General features: G+C 53.1%; 25 protein-coding genes and 1 riboswitch. Of the genes, 13 read left to right on the forward strand and 12 right to left on the reverse strand.

What is annotated here, in order from left to right; translation table 11 throughout:
* Positions 1-249: 249 nt before the first annotated feature.
* The 5 genes from gcvPB to lipA form a co-directional block, all read right to left on the reverse strand.
* Complete coding sequence (gene gcvPB, locus CAP31_RS14250; protein WP_087448138.1) at positions 250-1704, reverse strand: aminomethyl-transferring glycine dehydrogenase subunit GcvPB; 1455 nt, start codon at positions 1702-1704, stop codon at positions 250-252.
* A gap of 14 nt (positions 1705-1718) precedes the next feature.
* The gene (gene gcvPA, locus CAP31_RS14255) at positions 1719-3065 is read right to left on the reverse strand and encodes an aminomethyl-transferring glycine dehydrogenase subunit GcvPA (RefSeq protein ID WP_087448139.1); all 1347 of its coding nucleotides are present in this window, start codon (positions 3063-3065) and stop codon (positions 1719-1721) included.
* A 24-nt stretch (positions 3066-3089) separates the two neighbouring features.
* The gene (gene gcvH / locus CAP31_RS14260) at positions 3090-3479 is read right to left on the reverse strand and encodes a glycine cleavage system protein GcvH (RefSeq protein WP_087448140.1); all 390 of its coding nucleotides are present in this window, start codon (positions 3477-3479) and stop codon (positions 3090-3092) included.
* 30 nt (positions 3480-3509) lie between these two features.
* Positions 3510-4586 (reverse strand): glycine cleavage system aminomethyltransferase GcvT, encoded by a 1077-nt coding sequence (gcvT, locus tag CAP31_RS14265; RefSeq protein ID WP_087448141.1) that lies wholly within the window; start codon positions 4584-4586, stop codon positions 3510-3512.
* Between the two features lie 28 nt (positions 4587-4614).
* Positions 4615-5586: a lipoyl synthase gene (gene lipA / locus CAP31_RS14270; RefSeq protein ID WP_223247302.1), complete on the reverse strand. Its 972-nt coding sequence runs from the start codon at positions 5584-5586 to the stop codon at positions 4615-4617.
* Positions 5584-5685: riboswitch (glycine riboswitch) on the reverse strand. (Overlaps the previous gene by 3 nt.)
* A 228-nt stretch (positions 5686-5913) precedes the next feature.
* Between lipA and CAP31_RS14275 the strand changes: the two genes are divergently transcribed.
* Together CAP31_RS14275 and CAP31_RS14280 are read left to right on the forward strand one after the other, a co-directional pair.
* Positions 5914-6498: a hypothetical protein gene (locus CAP31_RS14275; RefSeq protein WP_157662768.1), complete on the forward strand. Its 585-nt coding sequence runs from the start codon at positions 5914-5916 to the stop codon at positions 6496-6498.
* Between the two features lie 77 nt (positions 6499-6575).
* Entirely contained in the window at positions 6576-6911 is a 336-nt protein-coding gene (locus CAP31_RS14280) for a thioredoxin family protein (protein WP_223247303.1), read from the forward strand.
* Between the two features lie 87 nt (positions 6912-6998).
* On the opposite strand, the gene CAP31_RS14870 is transcribed toward CAP31_RS14280, so the two are convergent.
* From CAP31_RS14870 to CAP31_RS14295, 4 genes are all read right to left on the reverse strand, one after another.
* On the reverse strand, positions 6999-7211 hold the full coding sequence (locus tag CAP31_RS14870) for a type II toxin-antitoxin system VapC family toxin (RefSeq protein WP_157662769.1): 213 nt from the start codon (positions 7209-7211) through the stop codon (positions 6999-7001).
* Positions 7212-7454: 243 nt separating this feature from the next.
* Positions 7455-8498, reverse strand: coding sequence for an IS481 family transposase (locus CAP31_RS14285; RefSeq protein ID WP_087446117.1), 1044 nt, complete (start codon positions 8496-8498; stop codon positions 7455-7457).
* Between the two features lie 409 nt (positions 8499-8907).
* The gene (locus CAP31_RS14290; protein ID WP_223247304.1) at positions 8908-9609 is read right to left on the reverse strand and encodes a hypothetical protein; all 702 of its coding nucleotides are present in this window, start codon (positions 9607-9609) and stop codon (positions 8908-8910) included.
* 34 nt (positions 9610-9643) lie between these two features.
* Positions 9644-10162 carry a hypothetical protein gene (locus tag CAP31_RS14295; RefSeq protein ID WP_087448145.1) on the reverse strand — a complete coding sequence of 173 codons (519 nt, stop codon included), beginning with the start codon at positions 10160-10162 and terminating at the stop codon, positions 9644-9646.
* A gap of 629 nt (positions 10163-10791) precedes the next feature.
* On the opposite strand from CAP31_RS14295, the gene CAP31_RS14300 reads away from it, so the two are divergent.
* From CAP31_RS14300 to CAP31_RS14330, 6 genes are all read left to right on the forward strand, one after another.
* Positions 10792-11112: a helix-turn-helix domain-containing protein gene (locus tag CAP31_RS14300; RefSeq protein ID WP_087448146.1), complete on the forward strand. Its 321-nt coding sequence runs from the start codon at positions 10792-10794 to the stop codon at positions 11110-11112.
* 131 nt (positions 11113-11243) lie between these two features.
* Positions 11244-11420 (forward strand): hypothetical protein, encoded by a 177-nt coding sequence (locus tag CAP31_RS14875; RefSeq protein ID WP_157662770.1) that lies wholly within the window; start codon positions 11244-11246, stop codon positions 11418-11420.
* A gap of 170 nt (positions 11421-11590) precedes the next feature.
* On the forward strand, positions 11591-12634 hold the full coding sequence (locus CAP31_RS14305; RefSeq protein WP_087446117.1) for an IS481 family transposase: 1044 nt from the start codon (positions 11591-11593) through the stop codon (positions 12632-12634).
* A 436-nt stretch (positions 12635-13070) separates the two neighbouring features.
* Positions 13071-13556 carry a hypothetical protein gene (locus CAP31_RS14310; RefSeq protein ID WP_087448147.1) on the forward strand — a complete coding sequence of 162 codons (486 nt, stop codon included), beginning with the start codon at positions 13071-13073 and terminating at the stop codon, positions 13554-13556.
* Between the two features lie 931 nt (positions 13557-14487).
* Positions 14488-15792, forward strand: a complete 1305-nt coding sequence (locus CAP31_RS14325) for a hypothetical protein (protein ID WP_087448150.1) — start codon at positions 14488-14490, stop codon at positions 15790-15792.
* 15 nt (positions 15793-15807) lie between these two features.
* A complete protein-coding gene (locus CAP31_RS14330) occupies positions 15808-16131 on the forward strand; it encodes a hypothetical protein (protein ID WP_087448151.1) in 324 nt (107 codons plus the stop codon).
* A 416-nt stretch (positions 16132-16547) separates the two neighbouring features.
* Here CAP31_RS14330 and glmS read toward each other — a convergent pair whose 3' ends face one another.
* Genes glmS through CAP31_RS14345 form a run of 3 tightly spaced genes read right to left on the reverse strand, consistent with a single transcriptional unit; the run spans position 16548 to position 20212 of the window.
* Positions 16548-18377 (reverse strand): glutamine--fructose-6-phosphate transaminase (isomerizing), encoded by a 1830-nt coding sequence (gene glmS / locus CAP31_RS14335; RefSeq protein WP_087448152.1) that lies wholly within the window; start codon positions 18375-18377, stop codon positions 16548-16550.
* A 2-nt stretch (positions 18378-18379) separates the two neighbouring features.
* The gene (gene glmU / locus CAP31_RS14340) at positions 18380-19756 is read right to left on the reverse strand and encodes a bifunctional UDP-N-acetylglucosamine diphosphorylase/glucosamine-1-phosphate N-acetyltransferase GlmU (protein ID WP_087448153.1); all 1377 of its coding nucleotides are present in this window, start codon (positions 19754-19756) and stop codon (positions 18380-18382) included.
* Between the two features lie 51 nt (positions 19757-19807).
* Positions 19808-20212, reverse strand: coding sequence for an FxsA family protein (locus CAP31_RS14345; protein ID WP_087448154.1), 405 nt, complete (start codon positions 20210-20212; stop codon positions 19808-19810).
* Positions 20213-20336: 124 nt separating this feature from the next.
* Between CAP31_RS14345 and dsbD the strand changes: the two genes are divergently transcribed.
* From dsbD to accC, 5 genes are all read left to right on the forward strand, one after another.
* Positions 20337-22520 (forward strand): protein-disulfide reductase DsbD, encoded by a 2184-nt coding sequence (gene dsbD, locus CAP31_RS14350; protein WP_087448155.1) that lies wholly within the window; start codon positions 20337-20339, stop codon positions 22518-22520.
* A complete protein-coding gene (locus tag CAP31_RS14355) occupies positions 22520-23065 on the forward strand; it encodes a TlpA disulfide reductase family protein (RefSeq protein ID WP_087448156.1) in 546 nt (181 codons plus the stop codon). Before dsbD ends, CAP31_RS14355 begins: the two co-directional genes overlap by 1 nt.
* Positions 23066-23131: 66 nt before the next feature.
* Positions 23132-23605: a type II 3-dehydroquinate dehydratase gene (gene aroQ, locus CAP31_RS14360; protein WP_087448157.1), complete on the forward strand. Its 474-nt coding sequence runs from the start codon at positions 23132-23134 to the stop codon at positions 23603-23605.
* Positions 23606-23608: 3 nt separating this feature from the next.
* A complete protein-coding gene (gene accB, locus CAP31_RS14365; protein ID WP_087448158.1) occupies positions 23609-24058 on the forward strand; it encodes an acetyl-CoA carboxylase biotin carboxyl carrier protein in 450 nt (149 codons plus the stop codon).
* Positions 24059-24085: 27 nt separating this feature from the next.
* A complete protein-coding gene (gene accC / locus CAP31_RS14370) occupies positions 24086-25438 on the forward strand; it encodes an acetyl-CoA carboxylase biotin carboxylase subunit (RefSeq protein ID WP_087448159.1) in 1353 nt (450 codons plus the stop codon).
* Positions 25439-25446 lie beyond the last annotated feature (8 nt).

Below are 25446 nucleotides of genomic sequence, written 5' to 3' on the forward strand. Positions count from 1 at the left end.
ACAGCCATGCAGTTAATTTTGCTATGGTGCGGATTACGTCGTAGGAAAACCGATCAGCAGGATTCCACTGAGCCAGCCCGGAAGGCGGGGTTTTTCTGAAGCGAGAGGCATAAAACGGGATCCGGTTCAGGAATCAGGATGGTTGGAGGCGAACAATCTACCGCAACTCAATTCAACCGCACTCGGCATTCGCTCGGCGCTGATGCTGCAATTACGACTGCGACATCAACGCCTTTATACAGCACTGGCTCAGGCAGCAGGCTGACGCCACACCAGATCCAGCTCGCGGGCAGCCTTGACGTCGTCGAGGCGGCGCACCGGCTGGGTGTACGGCGCGCCCCTGACCAGCTCCGGCGTCGCGTAGGCTTCGGCCAGGATGGTCTTCATCGCGGCCACGAACGCATCCAGCGTTTCCCTGGATTCGGTTTCAGTCGGCTCAATCAGCAGGCATTCCGGCACCAGCATCGGGAAATACGTAGTCGGCGCATGGTAGCCGTAATCCAGCAGGCGCTTGGCAAAGTCCATCGCGGTGACGCCGGTTTCATCCTTGAGCTTCTTCAGGGTGACGATGAACTCGTGGCTGGCGCGACGCGTCGGGAACGCGATGTCGAATCCGGCTTTCTGCAACTCTGCCAGCAAATAGTTGGCATTCAGCGTGGCAAATTCGGCGACGCGATGCATACCTTCCGCACCCAGCATACGGGCATAGATGTAAGCGCGCAGCAGCACGCCAGCATTGCCATGATTGGCGCTCATGCGACCGATAGTGGCGGGAATGTCGCCTTCCACCAGCAAGCGGTACTGGCCATTTTCCCTGGTCACTACCGGCACCGGCATGTACGGCAGCAGACGTGCAGCCACACCCACCGGACCCGCACCTGGTCCGCCGCCGCCATGCGGAGTGGAGAAGGTCTTGTGCAGATTCATGTGGATAACGTCAAAGCCCATGTCGCCGGGTTTGACACGGCCGAGGATGGCGTTCAGATTGGCACCGTCGTAATACAGCAGGCCACCCGCATCGTGCACGATCTTCTGGATCTGCTGGATTTTCTTTTCAAACACGCCCAGCGTGGACGGGTTGGTCAGCATCAGCCCGGCGGTATGCGGCCCCACTGCAGCCTGCAATGCTTCCAGATCAACGTCGCCTTCCTTGTCGGTCGGGATCTCGCGCACGGTATAGCCGCACATCACTGCGGTAGCCGGATTGGTGCCGTGCGCTGCGTTCGGCACGATGATCTCGCGCCGCGCATCGTCGCCGCGGGCATCGTGATAAGCCCGGATCATCGCCACGCCGGCGAATTCACCTTGTGCGCCGGCCATCGGTGCCAGCGATACGCCGGCCATGCCGGTGACGTCCTTGAGCATTTCCTGCAGCTCGTACATCGACGCCAGAAAGCCCTGACCGGTCGTTGCCGGTGCGAACGGGTGCCGCGCCAGAAAACCCGGCAGCATCGCCAGACTATTGCAGGCACGCGGGTTGTATTTCATGGTGCAGGAACCCAGCGGGTAGAACTGCGTATCGATGGAAAAATTCTTCTGGCTCAGGCGCGTGTAATGGCGCACCACATCCATCTCCGAGGCTTGCGGCAGCAGCGGCTCGTCCTGACGCAGCAGACTGGCAGGCAGATCACTGATGTCGGCGGCATGAGCCGGCATTTGTGCATGGGCGGCACGATGAGGGCGGGAATGTTCAAATATCAGCATGGTCGTCTCTATGTTTATTTGCTCAGGATTTGGCTCAATTGCTGCGCATAGCGCTGCAGATCGGCGGCGGTCTTGGTTTCCGTGGCACAGATCAGCAGCGCATTACCCAGTTCCGGATAGTCCGCACTGAGATCATGCCCGCCCAGTATGCCCTGCGCCTGCAATGCAGCCAGCACCGGCGCGACCGGACGATCCAGCTGTACCACCGCTTCATGGAAATAATATCCGGCAAACGCCTGCTTCACACCGAGAATGGCGCTTAACTGAGCGAGCAGGCTGCGCATATTCGCATGCGAGCTTGCCGCTACCCGCTTCAAACCCTCCGGCCCCAGCAAGCTCATGTAAATGGTGGAGGCCGTCACCACCAGCCCCTGATTGGTACAGATGTTCGACGTGGCCTTGGAACGGCGTATATGCTGTTCGCGCGCCTGTAATGTCAGCGTGAAACCCTGCTTACCTTCCAGATCGACGGTGCGCCCGACGATGCGCCCCGGCATCTGCCGCACCAGCGCCTGTTTGCACGCCATGAAGCCGTAATACGGCCCGCCATTGGACAGCGGCGCGCCCAGCGGTTGGCCGTCGCCGGTGGCGATATCCGCACCTGCCGTACCCCATTGGCCGGGTGCCTTGAACAACGCCAGACTGGTCGGATTGGTGAGTGCAATCACGCGACCGCCATGAGCGTGCGCCCAGTCGGTCAGCGCATCGACATCTTCCAGCGCACCGAAAAAATTCGGCTGCGGGATAACCAACGCGGCAAAGTCGCCCATGTCGGCGCTCGGTACCGGCGTGGTGCCGCTGACAGGATCATAGTCCAGCTCCACCAGCTCGATGTGCTGATTCTTCACCATGCCACGCACCACCGCGCGATACAGCGGCGATACGGTTTTCGGCATCAGCACGCGCATCGCGCCCTTGTGTGCGCGCACCGCCATCAGCACCGCTTCGGCCAGTGCCGAACCGCCGTCATACAGCGACGCATTGGACACATCCATGCCGGTCAGGCTCGCCATCATGGTCTGGTATTCGTAAATCAGCTGCAGCGTGCCCTGCGAAGCCTCGGCCTGATACGGGGTATATGCGGAATAGAACTCGCCGCGCGTGGTAATTTGCCAAACCGCTGCCGGAATATGGTGCTCATACGCGCCGGCACCGATGAAATTCAACTGCCGTCCATCCAGCTCGGCGCGGTCCTGCATCAGCCGGCTGATTTCCATTTCGGTCATCGCCTCGGGCACTTGCGTCAGCTTGCCGCTGCGCAGCGCTTCGGGGATTTCATCAAACAAGGCGTCTATCGACGGTGCGCCGATAGCAGCGAGCATCTGGGTTACATCTTCATCGGTATGCGGAATAAATGGCATGGCGAGTCCTGTTATTATTCGATCTTAATGTGCTTCGGATTCAACCAGCGCCTGATAAGCCGCGGCATCCATCAAGCTGTTGACATCGGCGCTGTTGGCCGGTTTGAGCTTGAACATCCATGCCGCATAGGCATCCTGGTTAATAGCTTCCGGTGCAGCCTCGATGTCGGCGTTAGCGGCGACCACTTCGCCGGCGATAGGTGCGTACACATCGGACGCAGCTTTAACCGACTCCACCACAGCGCACTCTTCTCCAGCAGCCAGGGTACGGCCAACAGCCGGGTTTTCCACGAACACCATATCGCCCAATAAATCTTGCGCATGCGCGGTGATGCCTACGGTGACTGTGCCATCCGCATTAGTTTTAACCCACTCGTGGGAGGCGGTATATTTCAAATCTGCAGGGATACTCATGTGTGTTACTCCTAGGTTATCTGTCTAAATTCAGGAAATTAATGAATGGCCAGTACGCGCGAACGGGTAGCTTACCACTTTCGCTCTAAGCTGTTTGTCACGCACAGCCACCTCGACTTCTGCGCCCGGCGCAATGCCTAGCGGGATACGTGCCAGCGCGATAGATTGCTGTAATGTTGGGGAAAAAGTGCCGCTGGTGATTTCGCCTGCACCGTGTTTGGTCTGCACCACCTGGTGTGCGCGCAACACACCTTTGTCCAGCAGCACCAGGCCGACCAGTTGCAGATTGATGTCGCGCGACAGCAACGCGGCTTTACCGATGAAATCGCGCTCGCTTTTCAGATCGATGGTCCATGCCAGGCCGCATTCCAGGGGGTTGGTGGCTTCGTCCATATCCTGCCCGTACAGGTTCATCCCTGCCTCCAGACGCAAGGTGTCGCGCGCGCCTAATCCTATCGGTTTCACGCCCAGGCTGGCGAGCCGGTGCCACATCGCTTCGGCTTCTGCCACCGGCAGCATGATTTCGAAACCGTCTTCGCCGGTATAGCCGGTACGGGCAATAAAGTATTGCTGAAATTCCACCGCGTTAAACGGCTTCATCGCCTCACTCACTGCTTGCGCACCGGGGATGGCCTCCCACACCTTGGCACGTGCATTAGGGCCCTGCACAGCGATCATCGCCAAATCACGACGTGGCGTGACAGTAAGCGCTCGCCCCTCCGCCTGTTTAAGCATCCAGGCCACGTCTTTGTCTGCGGTACCGGCATTCACCACGATACGGAACCAGTCCTCAGTCATGAAATAAATGATCAGATCGTCAATAACGCCGCCTTCGGGATTGAGCATGCACGAATACAGCGCCTTGCCGCTCACCGTGAGCTTGTCCACATTATTGGCCACCAGCCCACGCAGGAAACCGCGTACGTCGCCACCCTTCACGTCCACTACCAGCATGTGGCACACGTCGAACATGCCGACGTCATTGCGCACCTGATGATGTTCTTCGATCTGCGAACCGTAATTGACCGGCATATCCCAGCCGCCGAAATCGACCATCTTTGCACCCATGTCACGGTGTGCTGCATTCAGTGGAGTCTGTTTTAACATGTGTATCCTGTCTGTAAAATTTCAGCGGTTAAATTGAGTGCTGCTGTATTTCTTCTGCATAGTAACTGCTGCGCACCAGCGGCCCGGCCTTGACCCAGTCGAAGCCCATGGCGCGCGCATCATTTTCGTATTCGGTAAAAGCGTCCGGGTGGATGTATTCGATCACCGGCAAATGATCCAGCGACGGCCGCAAATACTGCCCCAGCGACACCCGCGATACGCCAGCGTCACGCAGGTCGCGCAACACGGCCAGCACCTCGTCGCGGGTTTCGCCCAGGCCCAGCATCAATGCTGATTTGGCGGCGACGCCCGGCTGCTGGGCGGCCAGCGCCAGTAAACTTAATGAACGCTCATATTTGGAACCGCGGCGCGCGGTCTGATACAGGCGCGGCACCGTTTCCACATTATGCCCCCACACCAGATCGCGGCGCACAGCTTCAGGCAAATCAGCCAAGGTCGCCATCACCGTGGCAACTGCGTCACTCTGATTCTGGCGAAAGTCGGGGGTAAGAAATTCCACACCGATCTGGGCATCGCGCAAACGCAACTGGCGCAAAGTTTCCGCGAAGATGCCCGCGCCACCATCGGCCAGGTCATCCCGGTTTACCGAGGTCAGCACGATATAGCGCAATTGCAACTCCAGCACCGCCTCGGCGACGCGATTGGGTTCATCAGCATCCAGCCAGTCCGACTTGCCAGTTTTCACCGCGCAGAAGCCGCAGGCGCGCGTGCAGGTATCGCCCAGCAGCATGAAAGTTGCGGTGCCGCGACTCCAGCATTCGCCGCGATTCGGGCAGCGCGCCTCTTCGCATACGGTATGCAGGCGATGCGCATGCACGGCCGCATCGGTCTTGCCGTAATGCATATCCTGACCCAGATTCTGACGAATCCAGATCGGCATACGCACAGCATTGGGCTGACGGCCAGACTCGGAAATAATATTGATGGTATTGATAGTCATGGTCGGTAAATAAAAAAAGTGGTAACGATGTGCCATCATCACCCCCCTGTCCTATTTACCTGAGAGATTACAGCACGATGATCGCGCCGTGTGCCCCTTCGGTGGACGCTGTTCGCGTCGCTCTCCAGAGATGCCCTGTGATTTGCGGTTCGGGAGCCTGAGCGATTCTGGGTGAATTACGCCTTCGGCGGCTGTCGCTGACAATTTGGTCAACGATACGCACTCTCCCGCAAACACTGCGGACAAGCCCGGACTATACCTGAAATGCGCACAAAATAAAATACGCAGTCCCCTGTACCTGCCTTCATATTAGTGCAGCATTTGCCATTTAGAATCGCAATCTTTGATTGCACCGATACCGATGCCATGCCCCACAACCCGCAGCTTGTCTACTGCAAAACCGCAAAAGGCCACGAAGAAATTGCCGGTCGTCACCACGGCCTGCAATCCCGTCAGCGCAGCACCCTGATATTGATGGATTGCGCAAAAAGTCTGGGCATCATTGCTACCGCCATACCGCTGCCCGAGCTGGAAAAGACCATCCCCTTCCTGCTGCAAAGCGGATTCATCGTGTTAGCCGACGAACAGCGCGAACAGGCGACGCGGATTAACGCAATGCAGAATCGGGTGGTGACGAATGACATCAATCTGACGTCTGCCGCCCTCAAACCGGCCGTCATCACCCCATCCCCACAGCCCCGCTCACCTGCACTGACCCAGGATCCCGCCGTGATCGCAGAAGTGAAACACTTCATGACCACGACAGCCAATACCTATCTCGGGCTCATGGGTGCGGAAATAATCAGCCGCATCCAGCGTTGCCACAGTGCGGAACAGCTCATGGCCGCAGTTGCTCACTGGCACATGGCATTGCGCGATTCCAAGACCGGAGTTGCATTTGCCGCCGATTTTCTGGAACAGGTTCGATTCGAGCTGCATAACGGCAATTGAATCGACAGCTATCTGAAGCCGCAATTCCGCTATACAATCCGGCTAAATGTCATAAATATTCGTTAGCAGAGATGGTCATGGACACAGCCCCTGAAGATAAGAATGCCGAGCCCACTCGCACTGAAATCAATGCGCTGCAAGGGCCGGCTGTATTGGAATTCGGCGCCGCCTGGTGCGGACACTGCCGGGCAGCACAACCGCTGATCGCCCTGGCGTTTGCCGGACAACCACACATACGCCACATCAAAATCGAAGACGGCAAGGGACGCCGTCTGGGACGATCATTTACCGTCAAACTCTGGCCGACACTGATCTTTCTAAAGGATGGCCGGGAAGTAGCACGGCTGGTGCGCCCGGATGACGCGACATCCATTGCTGACGCGCTGAACAGGATAAGTATCCTGCGCAATTAAAGTCGTAAATAACGATTCCCATAACATATAAATTTATGACCTATAAATTTCAAACCAACCTTTGGTAAAGTCATAAATTCAACATTTTTAAATTACTTCAACCAAATCAGAATATCCTGCTAATAAGCTATCAGCCGTTACAAATTTAAGTGGCTCACTCAAAGCCTGGGCAAGCAACATTCGATCAAACGGGTCCTGATGCATGTCAGGAAGCAGCATAATTCTAGCAGCGTGTTTTGGCGTTATGTCTAACACTTGGTAACCATTTTTTTCTATTTCTTCACAATAAGTGTTCTGCACAATTAAAGTCGTAAATGACGAGTCCCATTTTATATGGGTTCCAGACCTACCAATTTCACACTAGCCTTTAGTAAAGTCGTAAATTCAACCCTGTATCTACTATGTCTATTTTACGACTCCGCGTAAATGCCCGATAACAACCCGATGCGGGCATTAATGCTTCTAGTTGAAACCATAAGGTGTAGTAGTCGCGATCTGATCTGACAGTTCCCCGGTTTGACAGATGCAGCTGTCAGTTCAGATTCAGTTGTTCAATGTGGTGATTTTATCGTGCCATGCCTCCTTTCCGTCAATAAGTGTTTGCGTCGGAGTGCGGCCGCAGCACATCTTGCCCTGATGGGTGCGGTCATTGTTGTAATAAACCAGCCATTCATCCAGATCCGTTTGCAGCTCCGCGATTGACCGGTAAATCTTGCGCCGGAACGCGACCTGATAGAACTCCTGCAGGATGGTCTTGTGGAAGCGTTCACAGATGCCGTTGGTCTGCGGATGATTGGCTTTGGTCCTGGTATGCTCGATGTCATTCAAGGCCAGATAGAGCTGATAGTCATGGGATTCCGGTTTGCCGCAATATTCGGTGCCGCGATCCGTCAGGATGCGTATCATCCCCATGTTCTGCTCGGCGAAGAATGGCAGCACCCGGTCATTAAGCAGATCGGCTGCGGTGATCGGCATTTTGGTCGTGTAGAGTTTGGCCGCTGCCCACTTCGAATAGGTGTCAACGAAGGTCTGCTGGTAAATCCGGCCGACGCCTTTGAGGGTGCCCACATAGAACGTATCCTGGCTGCCGAGATAGCCTGGGTGAGCCGTTTCAATCTCGCCATGCGCCACATCGTCGTCCTGTTTCTTTTCCAGGGCGCCTACTTGCGCTTCGGTCAGCACCTCGCCCGTTTCAGCAACATGCCGTTCCAGTGCAGTCAGGCGCTTCTTGAACGATTCGAGATCACGCCGCAGCCAAACAGAGCGTACACCAGAGGGAGAAACAAAGATGCCGCGTTTGCGCAGCTCATTGGATACGCGCACCTGACCAAATGCCGGTTGTTCCAGGGCGAAGGCGGCAACCGCTAATTCTGTGGCCTCTTCAACCCGGTTCTTGTGGTTCGGCTTTCTGCGATTAGCATCGATCAGGGCGTCGACACCACCGTTTTCCATAGCCGACTGATAACGGTAGAAGGTATCGCGGGAAAAGCCCATCACCTTGCAGGCGCGGGACACATTACCGAGTTCAGCAGCCAGATTCAGCAGGCCAACCTTGTGTTTGATAACGTTTTGGTGAAAACTGTTCATGGGGTTACTCCTTGGCGCTTGCGCGCTTTGTTTGATAAAGATTCGCACCTATATCAAACCGGGTAACCTCACCTTTGGCAAGGCCATACTGTCAGATCAAGTCGGAACTACTACACCTACACTATTAAGAAGGTCGTAGAAATTGTGCCGCCATCACGTCCAGAGCAATCGTGGTTGAACCTCTAACAATTCGTTGCAGGCACGACGACCCTAACGGGCCGTAACCTGAACTCAAACGTTGATTGTCTGTTTTCGAAATCCGCGAATGTCACTTATAAGTGACATTCGCGGATTTCGAAATGTTCAAATTGAGGGGCTGGCCGCCACGAAACGTGACCGGAGCCTAGAAAATTCAATAACCGCAGGCCGCAAAGAGAATGCATACGGCCAGTCCCTCTCGAATGCAGGGTTAGGCGCTGATGTGTGTAACTAGATTTGTGACCCACTGTTCTTTGTCCTTTTGCAGCGTGGGTAATGGATGGAAATATTTATTTTCTGTGCTTGGCTTCATCAGTCCAGTAAGCTCAAACGAGCTAGCCACCTTACTCAAACACCTTTCAATAAGCGGGTCTAAATCAGAGCTGACACCCCATGCGCAAACGATAGGTGCTTCTGGTTTCTTGTTCAGCTTGCGTCTTAATTCAACGGATCGGTTGTCAGCGAATAATGAATGAGCAGAAAACCCAGTTCGGTTTTCAATATCGTTATAGCGTTCAACAAAGCTCCCACTTTTTGGGTCCCTCATGTCTGAGATATTCAAGACTCTGACATGATGCCAGCCGCAATAGTGCATGACTCGCATTACTTGATACTGGGTGGTATCTGGTTTTGTTGGCACTAACGACACCTCAAGTTGATTTATCAAGCCCTCTGAAATGAAGTTATTTACTTCTACAAGCGGTCTCGATGAGCCTGGGTTCATCATGATAAAAATTGCGTCAGGGGAGTCGTCTAGCAACAAGCCAATATCCGATGGTTTTCTTTGACTTGATACGATTTCTAAAACACTTCGGCAATCAATTTTCTCGCCAGACTTCAAATCCACCGAATAGAAATGACCGAACACTTCAAAGTATTTCTTAAGTTGCTCGGCAGGTATGAATTCAAGCAATTTCTGATACCTCATGGAAGCCTAACGTCAGAGCTCAGGGGAAGCGCCGCTTGCGGCGCGTTCCCTGGAGCGCAGTGTTAGGGTCAAGGCGGACATAGGCTCTAGCCACTTGATAAACGACAGCAATGGCCTGCCTTGCCGATACCTCAAACCCTCCTTTCGCAAAAATATAGTCAGCCATCGAGAGAGCATCTGGCGCTCGGAGATAATGAGCTATATCGTTTCTAGTGGATTTCAGCCACGCAATTTCGTCTTTGATGTAGTCAAGCTGTTCATGAATCTCGTCTCGCGCCCCCTCATTCACATCCTGTAGGAAGAGTTCCACTATCGCGGCCGCGAAGACCACACAGGCAAGGTATGCGCCACTGCAATAGCTACGCTCCAACTCACGCTCGAGAACTTGAAATTTCTCAGGCGGGCTGTTCTTGCCAAGGCTGTCGTAGTACTTCACTCCCAGGCCGGTAACTACATCTCGACGAGCCATCCATTGCTCGTAGGTTGGCGGTGCAACACAGAACGCTTCGTTGAGTGCAATAGCGTGTTCAATGCTCATGACGGCTCTTCGCTGACCCTAACAGTTATTAGACGGACCCAGCGGTCAGCAATATTGTTAATAATGAGGCGAGTTGTTTTTTGATAAGTTGTTGATTCATATTCACTCCATCAATTTCTCTGTCCGTATAAGATGTAACAATACGGCAAATCAATGACGCTCGCCTGACTGGAATGGAACAGTGGGAATTCATCAGTCTGGTGGCTGCTGTTGCTCGCATTACTGACATTTGATGATTAGATTGTGACCGTCCGCTGTGGCCGAATAACGGATATTCGACATTTAGAATTAAAAAACGGTGCAACCAGGGATGCAATTCCAATCATGTTCGTAAGATATCAAAAATGAATTATGGCGAATTATTACAATTACAATAATTTATTATTTTTGGATAATTTAGCATAATTGCACACTATCAAATTGATTATAAATATATTTTTCTATTTATATCATCTGCAAAAAAGATTGGGTTAATAAATTTAAAATTATTGTTAATTATATCCACATGGATATAATTAACAACTCACATCAGTGTTTTTGATTAACCCAATGTGCCTGCAATAAACAAAGCATGAAACTGATTTCATAGTTAGCTAACATGGTTGTAGCCACGCAGAAAGTATATTGAAATGACTAAAATCGAACTAGGAAGCGATAACGTTTATGCTGATATTGGGATGCAAGATGCTGAAGCCATGCTGTTCAAAGCCAAGTTATCCAGCAAAATTACGGAAATCATAAAACAACGTAACCTGACACAAAACGAAGCTGGCGCTATTGTTGGAATGCCTCAATCAAAGCTATCAAACATACTTCGTGGACAGTTTAGAGGTATATCTGAATTCAAAATGCTTCATTGTCTAAACAAGCTTGGTCAAGACATAGAAATTGTGATTACAAAGGCTCCTCCGAATGAAACCATTGGGAAAACAAGTATCGTATTTGCGTAATGGCGTGCCCACCTAATTATGATAATGGAGTGGTTGGTTTCATTAGAATATGCAACATTTCAATATCAAATCAAATAATACTGACTGGTAAAATAGTTGAAATACCCTAAAAAGAAGAGAAGTGCATCGCAATGTCAAAATCGAAAAAAGAACAATTTGCAAAATTAAAACAAGCCGTAGCAGAGACGGCTTCATTGCGAGCACAGGAGGCGGTGAACAATGGCATTGTTTTTGAATACTTCAAAAAAATTGCTGATGATTCTGTTATACCAGAATCGGAGTCTGTTCTTGCAGGATACAAGAAGTGATCGTGAGTCTGATATTTTAAGGAACTCCGGGTTAGGTTATCCACCAATCCTTATGTGTAGTAGTTCCGACTTGATCTGACAGTATGGCCTTGCCAAAGGTGAGGTTACCCGGTTTGATATAGGTGCGAATCTTTATCAAACAAAGCGCGCAAGCGCCAAGGAGTAACCCCATGAACAGTTTTCACCAAAACGTTATCAAACACAAGGTTGGCCTGCTGAATCTGGCTGCTGAACTCGGTAATGTGTCCCGCGCCTGCAAGGTGATGGGCTTTTCCCGCGATACCTTCTACCGTTATCAGTCGGCTATGGAAAACGGTGGTGTCGACGCCCTGATCGATGCTAATCGCAGAAAGCCGAACCACAAGAACCGGGTTGAAGAGGCCACAGAATTAGCGGTTGCCGCCTTCGCCCTGGAACAACCGGCATTTGGTCAGGTGCGCGTATCCAATGAGCTGCGCAAACGCGGCATCTTTGTTTCTCCCTCTGGTGTACGCTCTGTTTGGCTGCGGCGTGATCTCGAATCGTTCAAGAAGCGCCTGACTGCACTGGAACGGCATGTTGCTGAAACGGGCGAGGTGCTGACCGAAGCGCAAGTAGGCGCCCTGGAAAAGAAACAGGACGACGATGTGGCGCATGGCGAGATTGAAACGGCTCACCCAGGCTATCTCGGCAGCCAGGATACGTTCTATGTGGGCACCCTCAAAGGCGTCGGCCGGATTTACCAGCAGACCTTCGTTGACACCTATTCGAAGTGGGCAGCGGCCAAACTCTACACGACCAAAATGCCGATCACCGCAGCCGATCTGCTTAATGACCGGGTGCTGCCATTCTTCGCCGAGCAGAACATGGGGATGATACGCATCCTGACGGATCGCGGCACCGAATATTGCGGCAAACCGGAATCCCATGACTATCAGCTCTATCTGGCCTTGAATGACATCGAGCATACCAGGACCAAAGCCAATCATCCGCAGACCAACGGCATCTGTGAACGCTTCCACAAGACCATCCTGCAGGAGTTCTATCAGGTCGCGTTCCGGCGCAAGATTTACCGGTCAATCGCGGAGCTGCAAACGGATCTGGATGAATGGCTGGTTTATTACAACAATGACCGCACCCATCAGGGCAAGATGTGCTGCGGCCGCACTCCGACGCAAACACTTATTGACGGAAAGGAGGCATGGCACGATAAAATCACCACATTGAACAACTGAATCTGAACTGACAGCTGCATCTGTCAAACCGGGGAACTGTCAGATCAGATCGCGACTACTACAACTAATGCGACCGATGCTGTCTGGCTTGTCTGCGGTTCATCCTAAAAATATCATCGTGTCTAGCATTCTGTCTGCAGAAATGGTAACAGCCACTCCTAGCGGCAAACTTACCAGCACTAATGCCTATAAAGCGGCAAAGCGCTTCCTGTCTGGCGACCACTCGCCAGTCAAAGGGCACCACTGCAAACGCTGTACATACATGACTATCTGCCCATCGAACCCAAGCTGAGTTCATAGTATCTGCACCGGCTCGGCTCGCACTCTCCTATCTTCACCACATAACTCCTCAACTGTTTTCCTTTTTCGTCAGTCATCTCGGTTAAGTAAGTATAAGGCCGTGGTGTACACGGTCACGAGAATGAAGGAGTTTTCCATGACGATCCAAATATTTTTGCAATCTGAGCTTTTAGCTGACATTGAGGTGATTGAATTGGCATTGAATGCCAGCGAAAAAGAACTCCGCGAGGCATGTCTTGCGAAGCTGCCTGAAGGTCATGAAGCAGAAGAATTTCATCTCTTCATTGAGGATGAAGATGACGACCAGCCGTTTCAAAAACTTCATGGCATACCTGGGGGGTTACGAGTACACCTGCACCGCCAGAAAGGTATCGATGTGATGGTGCGTTATGCTGGAAGCGACGTGCGGCGTTCATTCCGCCCAAGTTCCACGGTGGGACGCATCAAGCACTGGGCTACGCAAGAGTTGGGTATTGCAGCATCCGATGCGGCAGAACTGATGCTTCAGGTCAGCGGCACTGATTCCCGCCCTGATGCTGACATCCACATTGGAGCACTCGTCCATGAGCCTGCAAAGTCGCTGTCGTTTGATTTAGTTCCATCACCCCGTGTCAACGGCTAAAGGAGTTGGTATGTGTGACGGAAAAGCTGAGATCGAGGCTCATCTACGTTCTGGTCGATTCCTGTCTGGTGCAGCCAAGGGACGTTGGAGGCTCGTCGAACTGCAATGGCCACTGGCATTCATTGAGGTTGGCGCAAGAGATGGGCGTCGATTTACGTTGCGCTTCGATTGCATAGGTTATCCAGATCAACCAGTAACGGCGACCCTGTGGGACTTACCAGCGAAACGACAGTTGCCCACCGCCTTGTGGCCTAGTGGAGGGCGAGTGTCGCAGGTATTTAACCCGGGCTGGAAAGGTGGCTCCGCCTTGTATATCCCGTGTGATCGACAAAGCATCGAGGGGCATGCCAACTGGCTGTCGGAACACCCCTGGCTTATTTGGAATCCAACACGAGGCCTCCTCCAGTACATCGAAGCAGTCTGCGAAATATTACATAGCCATGAACTCAACTACCAAGCTGCTTGAATTTCGTCCAGGCGTATGGACAGCGCTCATAGCCGACCTGCGCAATAGGGGGAACGGATGCCGTGAGTCTGGCGCCTTTTTGCTGGGGAACATTGTAAATGGCATTAGGGTCGCGCAAACATGGTTGCCATATGACGAGCTAGATCCATTGTCTCTTAACTATGAGTACATTCGGCTTCGCTCAGAAGCGTTCTCCAAGCTTTGGGAGATTTGTGAGCAGCACCACATGCAGGTGGTAGCAGATGTGCACACTCATCCACGTGGGCCTGGTCAGAGCCCGTCAGATCGCGCTAATCCAATGATTGGGCTGGCCGGACACATGGCACTGATTATCCCGCGATTCGCGCAAGGAAATGTAACCCCTGCGGATGTAAGCGTAAACGTGTACTTGGGTGCAAAGAGGTGGGAAAGCCATTTTGGGCAGCAGGCTGTAGTGCTCATTAAATTACCTTCAGGAGAGATTTGATGGATGCAGATTCTTTTCATCGCCTAGCAAAAGTTTTAGCGGACAGCGGCGAAGCAATCAGTCTACAGGATATGGATGCCACTTTCAGCCGCTATGGAGTACGCATCCTGCTTGATGATTTATTCTCTTCCAATATCTGTGCACAGGTCATAGCTCTGACTGCGATTAATTCCGCAGCGCGCAGCTTTCGCGGCAATGTCGAAGTGATTGCACCGTTCAATTCTATACTAATAGCACCTGGCTTCGAGGGCATATCCTTGACCGAGTTCATGTCTTGGCTTGGAATCGGTGACATTGCAATGGAAACAGCGGCTTCCTGGCCGACGATAAATATAGGCAATCCGTCAGACGCAGGGCCTACGCCAACAATTAGGCCTTGGGCAGATGGTTGGTGTTTCGGTATAGGCAATAACGGAGCATGTACCACCAACTTCTTTGCTCCCGCATGTGTAGCCGCTGGAGGACTGGCAGTTAGTGAAGCCTTTTCCATACTGCGCCAAGACAATCCTTATGCCGGACGACGCAACATTACACTTTCGTTGTGGTCAGTTGCATCAGGTACTGCTGACGTGAATCCTCCTGAAGAGGAAGTGCCATCAGTATCCTCAGCATGGCTTGTGGGTTTGGGGCATCTCGGCCAAGCGTATGCCTGGATATTAGGATTCATGAGGCCAGCCCAGAATGCGACGCTTTATCTACAAGATATCGATGTAGTGACCAAGTCCACGCTTTCCACGTCCATGCTGTCCGTGACGAGTGATCTCAATAAGAGGAAGACGCGGATCGTGGCTAAATGGCTCGAACAGCGTGGATATTCCATAGCACTTGTCGAACGCAGATTTGATGGCGCTCAACGTGTTGGTTTGAACGAACCGCAACTGGCTTTATTTGGAGTAGACAATGCCGCTGCACGACGAATATTGGAAGGAGCTGGCTTACGTTTTGTGATCGACGCCGGACTTGGATCAGGTTACCGTGATTTTCGCGCCATTCGAGTGCGAACTTTTCCAGGGCCATCAGAAGCCGCACAAATTTGGGCTGCGGATAACGTTACAACGAACTCGTCACAGGCCATCGCCTACAAAACCTTGCTTGCGGCAGGAGCTGATCCGTGTGGTGTTACTACGCTCGCTACGCGCGCTGTCGGTGCGCCGTTTGTTGGTTGCGTTGCAGCAGCCTATGTCGTTGCTGAGTTCATACGTCACGAAATGGGCGTGAGGCCTGTTGGGTTTATTGACCTCAACTTACGAAATCCTCATGACATAGATGCGGGAACCGTACAGATTTTCGCGCCAATTAATTGATAGAAAGGATGTGACGTGTTGGAACGATTGGAAAACTATTTTTTAACTGAGCCGGAAAGACTTATTGAGCTGGGAAGAGCTTTAACTTTTATGGGCGTATGGCTTATCCTGCTCGGCTTCGTAGGCAACGTAGCAACGAGTGCAATAAACGGAATAGGAATTATCGGCGGCCATGCGGGCGCGACGAAAACACTGGCTGACATTTATCCATCCTTACCTACGTGGTGGGTGCCAGAGACTTTCGTCGGCGCATTACCAGCAATGGCGCTCATGTCCATTGGAGTCTGGTTCAACCTCGAAGGTAGGCGCATTCGGCGCTTTATGGGTAATTACAGATAGGGAGTACTCATCAGCAGTTTCATAAAGCGGACGCTCGCACTGCCCTTTATTCAACACCGCCATGGAATACTGAGTGACCGCAAGGGCCGAGCAGTTGACATCTGCGATAGCCGAACTATACGGCTTGCATACATTTTTTTGGGTACCGGAATATCGGGCGTTATGGGTGGCGTGTCTAGCCAGAATCCGTATTCGATTTTTGCCACGTGCAAAGGGGACAAACCTCGGTAGCAGGCGAATGCCGGCTATGAAATCTACCCCCTTCAATTTACGACTTTAATTGCGCGGAATAGATAGGCAGTTTCGAAGCCTATTTCGTCGTACTTTAATTTATGACTTTAATAACCTATTTACGACTTTATTAACCTATTTACGACTTTAATTGTGCAGAACAATAAGCGGCTAACGTTCGCTAACTACTCCACCGTCACCGACTTGGCCAGATTACGTGGTTTATCGACGTCCGTGCCTTTTTGCAACGCCGCATGATAGGACAACAGTTGCAGTGGAATGGTATGTAATATCGGCGACAACCAGCCGGCATTATCCGTAAGCTGTATCACATGCACTCCTTCGCTGGCGCTAATGTGGGTATCGGCATCGGCGAACACATACAGCTCCCCGCCGCGCGCGCGCACTTCCTGCAAGTTGGATTTGAGTTTCTCCAGCAATGCATCGTTAGGTGCGATGGCGACGACCGGCATGTCTTTGTCCACCAGCGCCAGCGGGCCGTGTTTGAGCTCCCCTGCCGGATAGGCTTCGGCGTGGATGTAGGATATCTCCTTGAGCTTGAGTGCACCTTCCATTGCGATCGGATAATGCATGCCGCGGCCGAGAAACAAGGCGTGCTGTTTGTCGGCAAAACGCTCGGCCCATTGCGCTACTGCAGGCTCCAACTCCAGCACGCGCTGGACTTCTGCGGGCAATGCACGCAATTCGGCGACATAGGCGGCTTCTGCCGCAGCAGTCAGGCGGCCGCGCTGTTTGGCGAGCAGCAAGGTAAGCAGGAACAGCGCGGCTAACTGCGTGGTAAAAGCTTTGGTCGATGCCACACCGATCTCGGGACCGGCACGGGTGAGAAAGCGCAGCTTCGATTGGCGCACCAGCGCAGATTCAGGAACGTTGCAGATCGACAGGGTATATTCATGCCCCAACGCTTGGGCATGATTCAGTGCAGCGAGCGTGTCGGCGGTTTCACCCGATTGCGACAGCGTTATCACCAGCGCATGCGAATTGGGCACGCTGTCGCGATAACGGTATTCGCTGGCGATCTCGGCTTGACAGGGAATGCCCGCCAGCGACTCTATCCAGTAGCTCGCCACTTTACCGGCGTGATAGCTGGTGCCACACGCGAGGATCGTGACGGCATTGATTTCGGCGAAGACCGCCGCTGCATCAAAACCGAACAATTCCGGCAATAAATGCTCTCCCATTACCGCATCATGCAAGGTATCGGCCAACGCGCGCGGCTGCTCATGGATCTCTTTTTGCATGAAGTGACGGTAATTGCCCAGCTCGGACATGTCCGACGACTGCTCGGAGATGAAAATATTGCGCTCGACACGCTGCCCGGCGGCGTCATAGATAGCGACTGCTAACAAGCCCAGGTCGGCGATATCGCCCTCTTCCAGATAAATGACTTTTTGCGTCACCGGCAGCAATGCTGATACGTCGGAAGCGATAAAGTTTTCTTCTATACCCAGACCGATCAGCAACGGGCTACCGCGCCGAGCGCAAATCAAACGCTGCGGTACATCGGCAGCAACCACGCCGATCGCAAACGCGCCTTGCAAATCGGCTACGGTTCTGCGCACCGCTGTCAGCAGATCGCCGTCTATCTTGTAATAATGGTGTATCAGGTGAGCGATGACTTCGGTATCGGTTTCTGACGTGAAGATGTAGCCCAGCTCACGCAGACGCTGGCGCAGTATTTCGTAGTTTTCGATAATGCCGTTATGCACTACAGCGATCAAATCATGACTCACGTGCGGATGCGCGTTAGCTTCATTGGGTGCGCCATGGGTTGCCCAGCGCGTGTGGGCGATGCCCCACTGACCCTGCACCCGCTGCTGTTGCACGGCTTCGGCCAGCGCCGCCACGCGACCGATGCTGCGCACGCGGTGCAGGCCATTATTAATCACCACCAGACCGGCCGAATCGTAGCCGCGATATTCCAGGCGACGCAGACCTTCGAGCAAAATGGGTACAACGTTACGTTGCGCTACCGCCCCTACGATGCCACACATGGCTATCCTTTCAACTTTTTGACCGGGCGCTGCCAGCCGGAAATGGTTAATTGTTTGCTGCGCGACAACGTCAGCTCCCCGGCTGGCGCATCCCTGGTGATGGTGGAACCGGCGCCGATGGTCGCGCCTTTGCCGACGGTGACCGGGGCCACCAGCTGGGTGTCGGAGCCGATGAAGGCATTATCTTCGATCACGGTACGGTGCTTGTTGGCACCGTCGTAATTGCAGGTAATCGTGCCGGCGCCGATATTCACCTGCTTGCCTACCGTGCTATCGCCGACATAGGACAGATGATTGATCTTGGAGCCGCTATCGACCTGACTGTTTTTAATCTCGACGAAGTTGCCCACATGCACGTCGGCGGCCAGTATCGTTCCGGGGCGCAGCCGTGCAAACGGGCCGATGTGGTTATCCGCACCCACAACGGCATCGGCCAGATGGGAAAACGGCGCGATTTGCGCGCCTGCCCCCACTTTTACGTTTTTCAGCACGCAGTGAGCGCCCACACTCACGTTATTGCCCAATTCCACGAGGCCTTCAAACACACAACCGACATCAATCATGACATCGCGCCCGCATTGCAGCGCGCCGCGCACGTCGATGCGTGCCGGGTCGAGCAGGGTCACGCCGTAAGCCATGAGCTGGTTGGCCAGCTCGCGCTGCTGCAGCCGTTCCAGTTCGGCTAGCTGCGCCTTGCTGTTGACTCCAAGGATTTCGCGATGATGCGCAGGCTGGCAGGCCTGCACTTCGATGCCATCGGCAACCGCCATCGCGATAATATCGGTCAGATAATATTCGCCCTGGGCATTGGCGTTACTCAAACGCGACAGCCAGCCTGCCAGTCTATGCGTGGGCAGCGCCATCAGCCCGGTATTCACTTCGGTAATCGCGCGTGTTTGCGCATCGGCATCCTTGTGCTCCACGATAGCGATAACCTTGCCTGCAGCATTACGCACAATACGCCCATAACCGGTGGGGTCGGCCATGCTCACCGTCAACAGAGCCAGCCTGTCCTGCACCGCAACCGTGGTCAATGCACGCATGGTGTCGGCCGTAGTCAGTGGCACATCGCCGTACAGGATCAGGGTCACGCCGAAATCCGCCAGATGCGGCAATGCCTGCTGCACGGCGTGTCCCGTGCCATGCTGTTCGGCTTGCAGCACCCAGGTGATGTCCGCTGCATTGATTGCTTGCGGCACCTGCTCGCCGCCGTAACCGTAGACCACGCAGATTTGCAGCGGGTCCAGACTGCGTGCGGTATCCAGCAAATGCGCCAGCATGGGTCTGCCTGCCAGCGGATGCAATACCTTGGGTAAATCGGACATCATGCGCGTGCCTCGCCCAGCGGCGAGGATGATTATGTTAAACGGGGAAATCATGGTGATTGTTATGCCTTATCGAGACTGCGCTAGTATAGCAAATCCATGTAATCAGCGGCCTAGCCTGTCATGATCTTCACGCCGGAATTCACCTTCGATCACATCGGATGGCGTCGGCGCTTGCGCCTTGCGCCCGAACAGTCCCGCCGGTATCAATAAAATCAGCACAGCCAGCACATCGCTAATGATGCCAGGAAAAATCAGCAGCGCGCCGGCGAGCATGGTGCGGCCGCTTTCAAACAGCGCGCGGAACGGCGAACCGCCGCCCTGCACCGTCATTATCATGCGCGCGAAAAATGCCAGCCGCTCTTCTGCGATCAGCATCGCGCCTGCCAGCGCCGAGATGGCCAATAACGCAATTACCCACCAGCCTATGGCTTGGTACACTTTTACCAGTGTATAAATTTCCAATGCGGGGAAACTCAACACTATAATGAAGCCTATTAGAAAACGCATGGTTACCCTTCGCTCTTACTGTGAACATTTTGATCCATGCCCTGTCCGACCACTACAGACACATAAACCATCTTAACCATATTGGTACGTAATGTATAACAACAAGCTCCCGGAGATTCCATTCATGCGTTTTTTTGCACTTCTCATGCTTTTTTTCAGCCATATTATGGCGATCCATGCCGATGATTTGCTTGAACCTGAACAGGCATTTAAGTTTTCTGCTCAATTAATCGATGCCGGGCACCTTGAAGTGCGCTATCAGATTGCAGACGGATACTATTTATACCGCAAAAAACTCAAATTCGATCTCAAAGGCGCGACCCTCGGCACGCCTCAATTTCCTGCCGGGACCATCAAGCAGGATCCGAATTTCGGCAGCGTTGAAATCTATCATCGCGAAGTGCGGATCAAGCTGCCATTCACCCGCACCGATGCGACCAGCATAACCCTCAAGAGTACGGCCCAAGGCTGCGCCGAGGCCGGGGTGTGCTATACCCCGATAGACAGCAGCGCCAGCTTTACGCTGCCTGCTGCTGCGCCAGCCCAGTCGGCGCCGACGGCGCTCAGCCCTCTCGGCGAGCTTAAACCTCAATCTGCGTCCGATTTCCTCTCGCCGGAACAAGCATTCAAGGCCAAGCTGAGTCTCACCAGTCCGACGACGGCGCAAGCCAATTTCACCATCGCTCCGCAATATTATTTATACCAGAACAAAATCCACTTTACCGTTAAAGCACCGGCAGATCTTACTATCAGCAAAACCGACTTCCCTGCTGCCGATACCAAGCAAGACCCCAATTTTGGCGAGATGAAAGTCTATCATCGCGATTTTGCTGCCAGCTTGACTTTAAGCCGCGTCCTCAAGCCCGATGAATCTGCCCAGATCACCGTTGAATATCAGGGTTGCAGCGAAAAAGGCATATGTTACCCGCCGCAAAACCAGGTGATCACGCTGGGCGCAGGATCGGCACAGCCGAGCATTGCTGCGACCACAGCTCCGGCAACCAGCGGTGACGAAGATTCGCAAATCAGACGCGCCCTGCAGGGCGGGCATTTCTGGGTAGTCGTGGCCACCTTCTTCGGCGCCGGTTTATTGCTGGCATTGACGCCGTGCGTATTCCCGATGATACCGATCCTGTCGGGCATCATTGCCGGCCAAAAGCAGGTCACGCGCTTATCCGGATTTCTGTTATCGCTGGCCTACGTACTGGGCATGGCCATCACCTATGCGCTGGCAGGGGTAGCCGCTGCGCTGTCCGGCACCCTCATCTCCAATGCTCTGCAAAACCCCATCGCGCTATCCGTAGGTGCCGGCATCTTCGTCGCACTGGCATTATCCATGTTCGGCTTCTTCGAATTGCAACTGCCGAGCTTCATCCAGAGCAAATTTTCTGATGCGAGCAACAAGGTCAAAGGCGGCAATTTTGTCGGCGTGTTTATCATGGGCGCATTGTCCGCCCTCATCGTCGGCCCTTGCGTCGCACCGCCGCTGGCCGCCGCACTGGCGTATATCGCGCAAACCGGCAACACCACTCTGGGCGGCTGGGCATTATTCTCCCTCGCCATTGGCATGGGCGTGCCGTTATTGCTGGTGGGATTATCCGCCGGGGCTTTGCTGCCGCGTGCAGGCGGCTGGATGAATGCGGTGAAAAATTTCTTCGGCGTACTGATGATTGCCATTGCGATCTGGCTGATTACGCCGTTAATCCCGATATGGACGCAAATGCTGCTATGGGCTGCATTACTGATTATCCCAGCCATTTATCTGCATGCACTCGATCCGCTGGCGCATAATGCTTCAGGCTGGCAGCGCCTGTGGAAAGGCATGGCCATCGTCATGCTGACCGCCGGCGTAGCATTGATTCTGGGCATGCTGGCCGGCGGCCGCGAATTACTGCAGCCGTTATCGGTGTTCAAGCCTGTGGCAAGCAGCGTCGCAGCTCCCAGCAAACTAACGTTTACCCGCGTACACAATCTTGCGGAACTGGATGCGAAAATCGCTCAGTCGGCCGGCAAAACGGTAATGCTGGATTTTTATGCGGACTGGTGCGTATCGTGCAAGGAAATGGAACACAATACCTTTAGCGATGCCGGTATCCAGCAACGTTTGGGAAACGTAGTATTGTTGCAGGCGGACATTACTGCCAACAGCGCGGATGACGACGCGTTGCGCAAGCGCTTTGGCGTATTCGGACCGCCGGCGATGATTTTCTTTGGTCCGGATGGCAAAGAAATCGCCGATCACGTGATCGGCTATCAAACCCCGGATCAATTCTCACGTTTACTGGATAGCCTGCTGGCGAAAAGCTGATGAAAAAGACATTATTAATAACCGCCATTATCGCCTTGCTAGGCGCAAGCTACTACGGCTATCAAAGCTATATCGGCCATGAACAGGCCTCCACGAATACGCCTGTAGCCGCATTGTCGTCCGAGTCCATTTTCAAGGCGCGCCTGCCGGATTTGGCGGGGGTCAGACAACCACTGGCCCAATGGCGCGGCAAGGTGCTGGTTGTCAATTTCTGGGCAACCTGGTGTCCGCCATGCCGTCAGGAGATTCCCGAGTTTATCCAGCTGCAAAAGCAATTTGGCGGACAAGGCTTGCAGTTCGTCGGCATCGCGCTTGATGAGAAGGCGAAAATTCAAAGTTATGTCGATGAGGTAGGAATCAACTATCCGATACTGGTTGGCGACCTGGAGGCAGTTGCGCTTTCGCAGGCCAGCGGTAACCGCATGGGCGGGTTGCCATACACGGTCATTATCGATCAGCAAGGCAAAATAATTGCAACAGAATTAGGCGGACTAAACAAGCAAAAGCTATCCGCGATTATCGAACCGTTGTTACAAAACCATTAAAGTCAAATCCGGCAATTTTCGTTAAACGTCTGGACAATACTACGTAATTTCGGCAAACTTGCGGCTATGAATGGCAAACCTACTGATTCGAAGCCTGGTAAACGCATCCTTGTGCTGCACGGCCCCAACCTTAATATGTTGGGAACGCGTGAACCGGCACATTATGGTCGCGACACGCTAACCGATATCAATACGCGGTTACAGTTGCGTGCAGACGCGACTAATGTGACATTGACCAGTTTCCAGAGCAATAGCGAAGCAGAGTTGATCAACCATATTCATGATGCCTATAACAACATTGATTTCATACTGATCAATCCGGCCGCGTTTACCCATACCAGTGTAGCGTTGCGCGATGCGCTTGCCGCTGTCGACATTCCATTTATAGAAATTCATTTATCCAATGTATTCGCTCGCGAAGCTTTCCGTCATCACTCTTATTTCAGTGATTTGGCAGTTGGCGTTATTAGCGGCTTAGGTGCACAAGGTTACGAACTTGCGCTCGAATACGCGCTTGCCCAACTCACCCACAAGGTTTAAATCATGGATCTGAGAAAACTTAAAAAACTAATCGACCTCGTACAAGAATCCGGCATTGCTGAGCTTGAAATTACTGAAGGTGAAGAAAAAGTCCGTATCGCCAGCATGTTGCAACATCAGCAGCAGCCATTCTACATGGCCTCGGCACCTGCCGTCGCTCCGGTTCAACCTGCCATTACGGTTGCAGTACCTGCCAGCACCGATCCTGCTGTCATTGAAGGACACATTCTCAAATCGCCTATGGTCGGTACTTTCTATCGTGCCTCCAGCCCTGGTGCAAAGGCTTTCGCTGAAGTTGGGCAAAGCGTCAATGCCGGCGATACCTTATGCATTATCGAAGCAATGAAATTGCTCAATGAAATTGAGTCAGATCATGCCGGCGTAATCAAGGCCATTTTGGTTGAGAACGGTCAGCCCGTTGAATACGGCGAACCTTTATTCATTATTGGCTAACCCACCCTCTCTATACACAGGTCGCTCATGTTTGAAAAAATCCTTATCGCCAATCGTGGCGAGATCGCCTTGCGGATTCAGCGGGCTTGTCGTGAGATGGGCATCAAAACAGTTGCCGTCCATTCCGAAGCAGACGCTGATGCAAAGTACGTCAAACTCGCCGACGAATCCGTCTGTATCGGACCCGCCGCATCATCATTAAGTTATCTGAATGTACCGGCCATTATTAGCGCCGCTGAATTGACCGATGCCGAAGCTATTCATCCGGGTTATGGTTTTCTTTCCGAGAATGCTGATTTTGCGGAACGTGTTGAATCTTCCGGCTTTGTCTTTATCGGTCCGCGCCCAGAAACCATACGGCTGATGGGCGACAAGGTTTCTGCAAAAGACGCCATGAAAGCTTCTGGTGTGCCGTGTGTACCGGGTTCGGATGGCGCACTACCGGATAATCCGGAAGAAATCCGCCGCATTGCGAAGGAAGTTGGCTATCCGATTATCATCAAAGCCGCAGGCGGTGGCGGCGGTCGCGGCATGCGGGTCGTGCATAGCGATGGCGCTTTGCTCAATGCAGTAGCCATGACCCAGGCTGAAGCGCAATCCGCATTCGGCAACCCGGTCGTGTACATGGAACGCTACTTGCAGAGGCCTCGCCATATCGAAATCCAGGTATTGGCTGATGAACATGGCAATGCCATTCATCTGGGCGAACGCGATTGTTCCATGCAGCGTCGCCACCAGAAAATTCTTGAAGAGGCGCCTGCGCCTGGTCTGGATTCAAAGCTGCGCGACAAGATTGGCGAACGCTGCGCTGCAGCCTGCCGCAAAATCGGCTACCGCGGTGCAGGTACCTTTGAATTCCTATATGAAGATGGCGAATTCTTCTTCATTGAAATGAATACCCGGGTGCAGGTTGAACATCCTGTCACCGAGCTCATCACCGGCGTCGATATCGTGCAGGAACAAATACATATTGCTGCCGGCGAGACGCTGCGCTACCGGCAGAAGGACATCGTGTTCCGCGGTCATGCCATCGAATGCCGGGTTAATGCGGAACATCCTTATACATTCATTCCATCGCCTGGCCGCATTACTGCCTATCATGTACCTGGCGGTCCCGGAATACGGGTGGATTCGCATGTCTATCAGAATTATTTTGTACCGCCACATTACGACTCCATGATCGGCAAGTTGCTGGCGCATGGCGCGACGCGGGAGCAGGCCGTTGCCAGGATGCGTACGGCTTTGATGGAAATGATCGTGGAAGGCGTCAACACCAATATTCCCCTGCATCAGGATTTAATGCAGGATGCTAATTTTATTCAGGGCGGTACCAGCATCCATTATCTCGAACAGAAACTGGCCAAACCCACTCATAATTAAGGATTTCC

Origin of the sequence: Sulfuriferula sp. AH1 (genome assembly GCF_002162035.1) — a bacterium.
In the GTDB taxonomy this organism is placed as follows: domain Bacteria; phylum Pseudomonadota; class Gammaproteobacteria; order Burkholderiales; family Sulfuriferulaceae; genus Sulfuriferula.